4 protein-coding genes are annotated in these 4,007 nt (G+C 72.8%); 3 read left to right on the top strand and 1 reads right to left on the bottom strand.

The features are described from left to right. Window positions 1–180: 180 nt before the first annotated feature. Together hflX and ACTIR_RS0113460 are read left to right on the top strand one after the other, a co-directional pair. On the top strand, window positions 181–1,629 hold the full coding sequence (hflX, locus tag ACTIR_RS0113465; RefSeq protein ID WP_026454674.1) for a GTPase HflX: 1,449 nt from the start codon (window positions 181–183) through the stop codon (window positions 1,627–1,629). Between the two features lie 55 nt (window positions 1,630–1,684). Beyond that, window positions 1,685–2,815: a hypothetical protein gene (locus tag ACTIR_RS0113460; RefSeq protein ID WP_026454673.1), complete on the top strand. Its 1,131-nt coding sequence runs from the start codon at window positions 1,685–1,687 to the stop codon at window positions 2,813–2,815. Between the two features lie 78 nt (window positions 2,816–2,893). Here ACTIR_RS0113460 and lexA read toward each other — a convergent pair whose 3' ends face one another. Beyond that, window positions 2,894–3,589 (bottom strand): transcriptional repressor LexA, encoded by a 696-nt coding sequence (gene lexA / locus ACTIR_RS0113455; protein ID WP_026454672.1) that lies wholly within the window; start codon window positions 3,587–3,589, stop codon window positions 2,894–2,896. Window positions 3,590–3,801: 212 nt separating this feature from the next. Here lexA and ACTIR_RS26655 point away from each other — a divergent pair. Further along, window positions 3,802–4,007 (top strand): hypothetical protein (locus tag ACTIR_RS26655; RefSeq protein WP_161629637.1); only part of this gene is annotated, 206 nt, incomplete at its 3' end.

Here is a 4,007-nt window from a genome sequence, read left to right as displayed (position 1 = left end):
CCGCGTGGTCGGCACCGCGGCGTGAGCCGCCGGGTGCGCGGGACGCGGACCGGCGTGGCGGGAATACGTCCGCGTGCCGCCCGGTTGTCCGGGGACACGCCCGTCCGCGTCCGGGCACGGGCGTCCGGACGGGTAAATTCGCTCGTTCTTTCCCACGTGGCGTGGGACGATAGGGAGACGATGACAGAACCGACACGCAACGATCTCCCCGACGTGGAGCTCGACGACCGCGAGCTCTCCCAGGGGGAACTCGACCTCGCCGAACGCGCCTCGCTGCGCCGGGTGGCGGGGTTGTCCACCGAGCTCACCGACGTCACCGAGGTCGAGTACCGGAAACTGCGCCTCGAGCGCGTCGTGCTCGTCGGGGTGTGGACCGAGGGCACCGCGGAACAGTCGGAGGAGTCGCTGGCCGAACTGGCGCGGCTCGCCGAGACCGCGGGTTCCGAGGTGCTCGAAGGGCTCATCCAGCGGAGGTCGCGGCCGGACCCGGCGACCTACATCGGTGCGGGCAAGGTCCGTGAACTGGCCGACATCGTGCTCGCCACGGGCGCCGACACGGTCGTCTGCGACGGTGAGCTCTCGCCGAGCCAGCTGCGGCAGCTGGAGGAGAAGATCAAGGTCAAGGTCATTGACCGGACCGCGTTGATCCTGGACATCTTCGCCCAGCACGCGCGCTCGAAGGAGGGCAAGGCCCAGGTCGAGCTGGCGCAGCTGCAGTACCTGATCCCCCGGCTGCGGGGCTGGGGACAGAACCTCGCCCGGCAGGCGGGCGGTCGCGCGGGCGGCGGTAACGGCGGCGTGGGGCTGCGTGGCCCCGGTGAGACGAAGCTGGAGACCGACCGCAGGCGCATCAACAAGCGGGTCGCCAAGCTGCGTGCGGACATCGACGCGATGGACACCATCCGCGCGACCAAGCGGGGGCGCCGGGTGGCGAACGCGGTGCCGAGCGTCGCGCTGGTCGGCTACACCAACGCGGGCAAGTCCAGCGTCCTCAACGCCCTGACCGGGGCGGGGGTGCTGGTCGAGGACGCCCTGTTCGCCACCCTCGACCCGACCACCCGGCGGTCGGCGACCCCGGACGGCCGGGTCTTCACGATGACCGACACCGTCGGGTTCGTGCGGCACCTGCCGCACCAGCTGGTGGAGGCGTTCCGCTCGACGCTGGAGGAGGCCGCCGACGCCGATCTACTCGTGCACGTGGTGGACGGGTCCGCCGCATCTCCGGAGGACCAGCTGACCGCGGTGCGGCAGGTCCTCGGGGAGATCGCCGAGCAGCGTTCCGCGACGTTGCCGCCCGAACTCGTGGTGATCAACAAGATCGACGCGGCCGACGAGGTCGCCCTCGCCCGGCTGCGCCATCTCGCTCCGGATGCCGTGCTCGTCTCGGCGCACACCGGGGCGGGGATCGCGGAACTGACCACGGAGGTCGCCGAGCGGCTGCCGCACCCGGAGGTGACGGTGGACGCCCTGGTTCCCTACACCCGGGGCGAACTCGTGGCCCGTGCGCACGCCGACGGTGAGGTGCTGGCCGAGGACCACACCTCCGAGGGAACCCACCTGCGTGCCCGGGTCCACCCGGACCTCGCGGCCGCACTGGACCGCTACGTCACGGACGCCTCCCCGACGTGAGTTCGCGCGGGTTCGGGTGCGGCGGTGCCGGCCCGGGTCCGCTATCGTCGCGGGAGTGAACGGTCCCGCACTCGGTGTCGCGACGGCCGTGTTGCTGTTCCCTTCCGCGCTGCTCCCCGCCCCTGCCGCGTCCGGGGACTCCCCGGTGTCGGCAGTGGGCACGACGGTGCGGACCGCCCCGGCCGGGTCCGTGCCGGAGCCGGAAGTGCGCTGCTCGCTCAGCGACGACCGGCTCGACGAGGTGTCCGGACTGGCCGCCCGGGACGGGGACGTGTACGCGGTGAACGACGGCGGGACCCGGGTCGAGGTGTTCGTGCTCGACGACACGTGCGCGGTCCGCGACGTGTTGCGGCACCCGATCGATCCGTACGACGTCGAGGACCTCGCGCTCGGTCCGGACGGCACCCTCTGGCTCGGGGACACCGGGGACAACCGGCGCAGGCGCGAGACGGTGGCCCTGCACGCCGTCCCGCGCGGGGCGGCGCCGGACGCGGGGGCGACGCTGTACCGTCTGACCTACCCGGACGGCCCGCACGACGCGGAGGCGCTCGTGGTGGACGAGCAGGGTGTTCCGCACATCATCACCAAGGACGTGCTCGGAGTGTCCTCGGTCTACCGGCCGGCCGGGCCGCTCGCGGCGCCGGGGCCGACCCCGCTGGAGGAGGTCGGCACGGTCTCGCACAGCCCCACGGACACCCCGGGCGGACCCGTGGGCACCCTCGGGTCGACACTGATCACCGGTGCGGCCCTGGCCCGGGACGGGTCCGTACTCGCCGTCCGTACCTACACCGACGCGTACCTGTACCCGGTCGACGACGGCGACCTGCCCGCGGCCCTGGAGCGGGAGCCGGTCCGGGTTCCGCTCCCCGACGAGGAGCAGGGCGAGTCGCTCGCGTTCACCGACGACGGCGACCTGGTGTCCGTGAGCGAGGGAGTCGGCAGTCCGCTCCGTGTGGTCCCGGACGCGGCCACGCTCGCCCGCGCCCCGGCGTCGGACGACGCGACGGATCCCGCCCCGCGGAGCCGATCCGGGACCCGGCCGGAGGACCCCGGATCCGGGGGACGGGCGGACACCGCGTCCGACGGCACCGACGGGTCCGGGCTCGCGACGCTCCCCGGTGTCCTGGTGGCCCTCGGGCTCGCCGCGGTGGTCATGGCCGGCTTCGGCAGGCTCCGACGGCGCTGACCCCGGACCCGTCCCCGACCCGAGCCCGTGGCCCGATGCCCACGACCCGACCCCGCAACCGGCGCCCGGGGTCGGCGCTCAGAGCCGGCGCAGCACCGCCACGACCTTGCCGAGGATCGTGGCGTCGTCGCCGGGGATCGGCTCGTACGCCTCGTTGTGCGGCAGCAGCCACGCGTGGCCGTCCCGGTGCTTCAGCGTCTTCACCGTGGCCTCTCCCTCGATCATGGCCGCCACGATGTCGCCGTTGTCGGCGGTCGGCTGCTGGCGCACCACGACCCAGTCCCCGTCGGTGATCGCGGCGTCGACCATCGAGTCACCGGTGACGCTCAACAGGAAGACGTCCCCCTCGCCGACGATGTCCTTCGGGAGCGGGAAGACGTCCTCGATCGACTCCTCCGCGAGCACGGGACCGCCCGCGGCGATCCGCCCGACGAGCGGCACGAGTGCGGCGTTCGCCGCGGTCCCCGGCGGAGTCGTCGGATCGGCACGCTCGACGTCGGCGGCCAGCACGCCCACGGCGCGCGGCCGGTTCGCGTCCCGGCGCAGGTAGCCCTTGCGCTGCAGGGCGCGGAGTTGATGGGAGACCGACGAGGTCGACGTCAGCCCCACGGCCTTGCCGATCTCCCGCACGCTCGGCGGGTACCCGTACCGGTCGACCCAGTCCCGGATCACGTCGAGGACCGTGCGCTGCCGCGGTGTCAGACTCTCGTCGGGTTCCTCGGCGACGGGCGTGAGGTCGCCGACCGTGCCGCTGTCCTCCGTCTTGCGTGCCACCCCGTACTGCCTCCCGGTCGAGAGCGCGACGCGTCGGCCGTGCCCGATACTGCATGTCCACTGTCGACACTATCTGTCATCGACACGTTTCTCAAACGCATGTTCGACAAGCGTGTCGGTGCGTCTCGATTTTCCGGAGACGTTCTGCAAGAATCGCACGTACGTTCGATAGAACTGGTGTTCGAGCGTGGGAGGTCGCGATGGTCCGGGACGTGGCGAGGGCATCGGTGTTCCGGGGGCGGTCACCGTCCGGTACGGCCGGGTCGGGTGTCCGCGGCACCGGATCGGGAGGTCGGCGGCGCCCCGACGGCGGGTCCGACTGGCCGTGGCTGGTCCTGCTCGCCGCGTCGGTGGCGGCGATCGTGGTCGGGTTCGGCCTGTTCGTCACCGCGCTCGCCGGGCCGGGCGGTGCGGATGC

The organism is Saccharomonospora iraqiensis subsp. iraqiensis (assembly GCF_000430445.1).
In the GTDB taxonomy this organism is placed as follows: Bacteria; Actinomycetota; Actinomycetes; order Mycobacteriales; family Pseudonocardiaceae; genus Saccharomonospora; species Saccharomonospora iraqiensis.
The sequence above is the reverse complement of the archived record's forward strand: the minus strand, read 5'-3'. Positions and strand labels throughout refer to the sequence as shown.

Bases quoted from the DNA above. Each gene is read 5' to 3' on its own strand.
- hflX (WP_026454674.1), top strand. From the start codon at position 181: ATGACAGAACCGACACGCAACGATCTCCCCGACGTGGAGCTCGACGAC.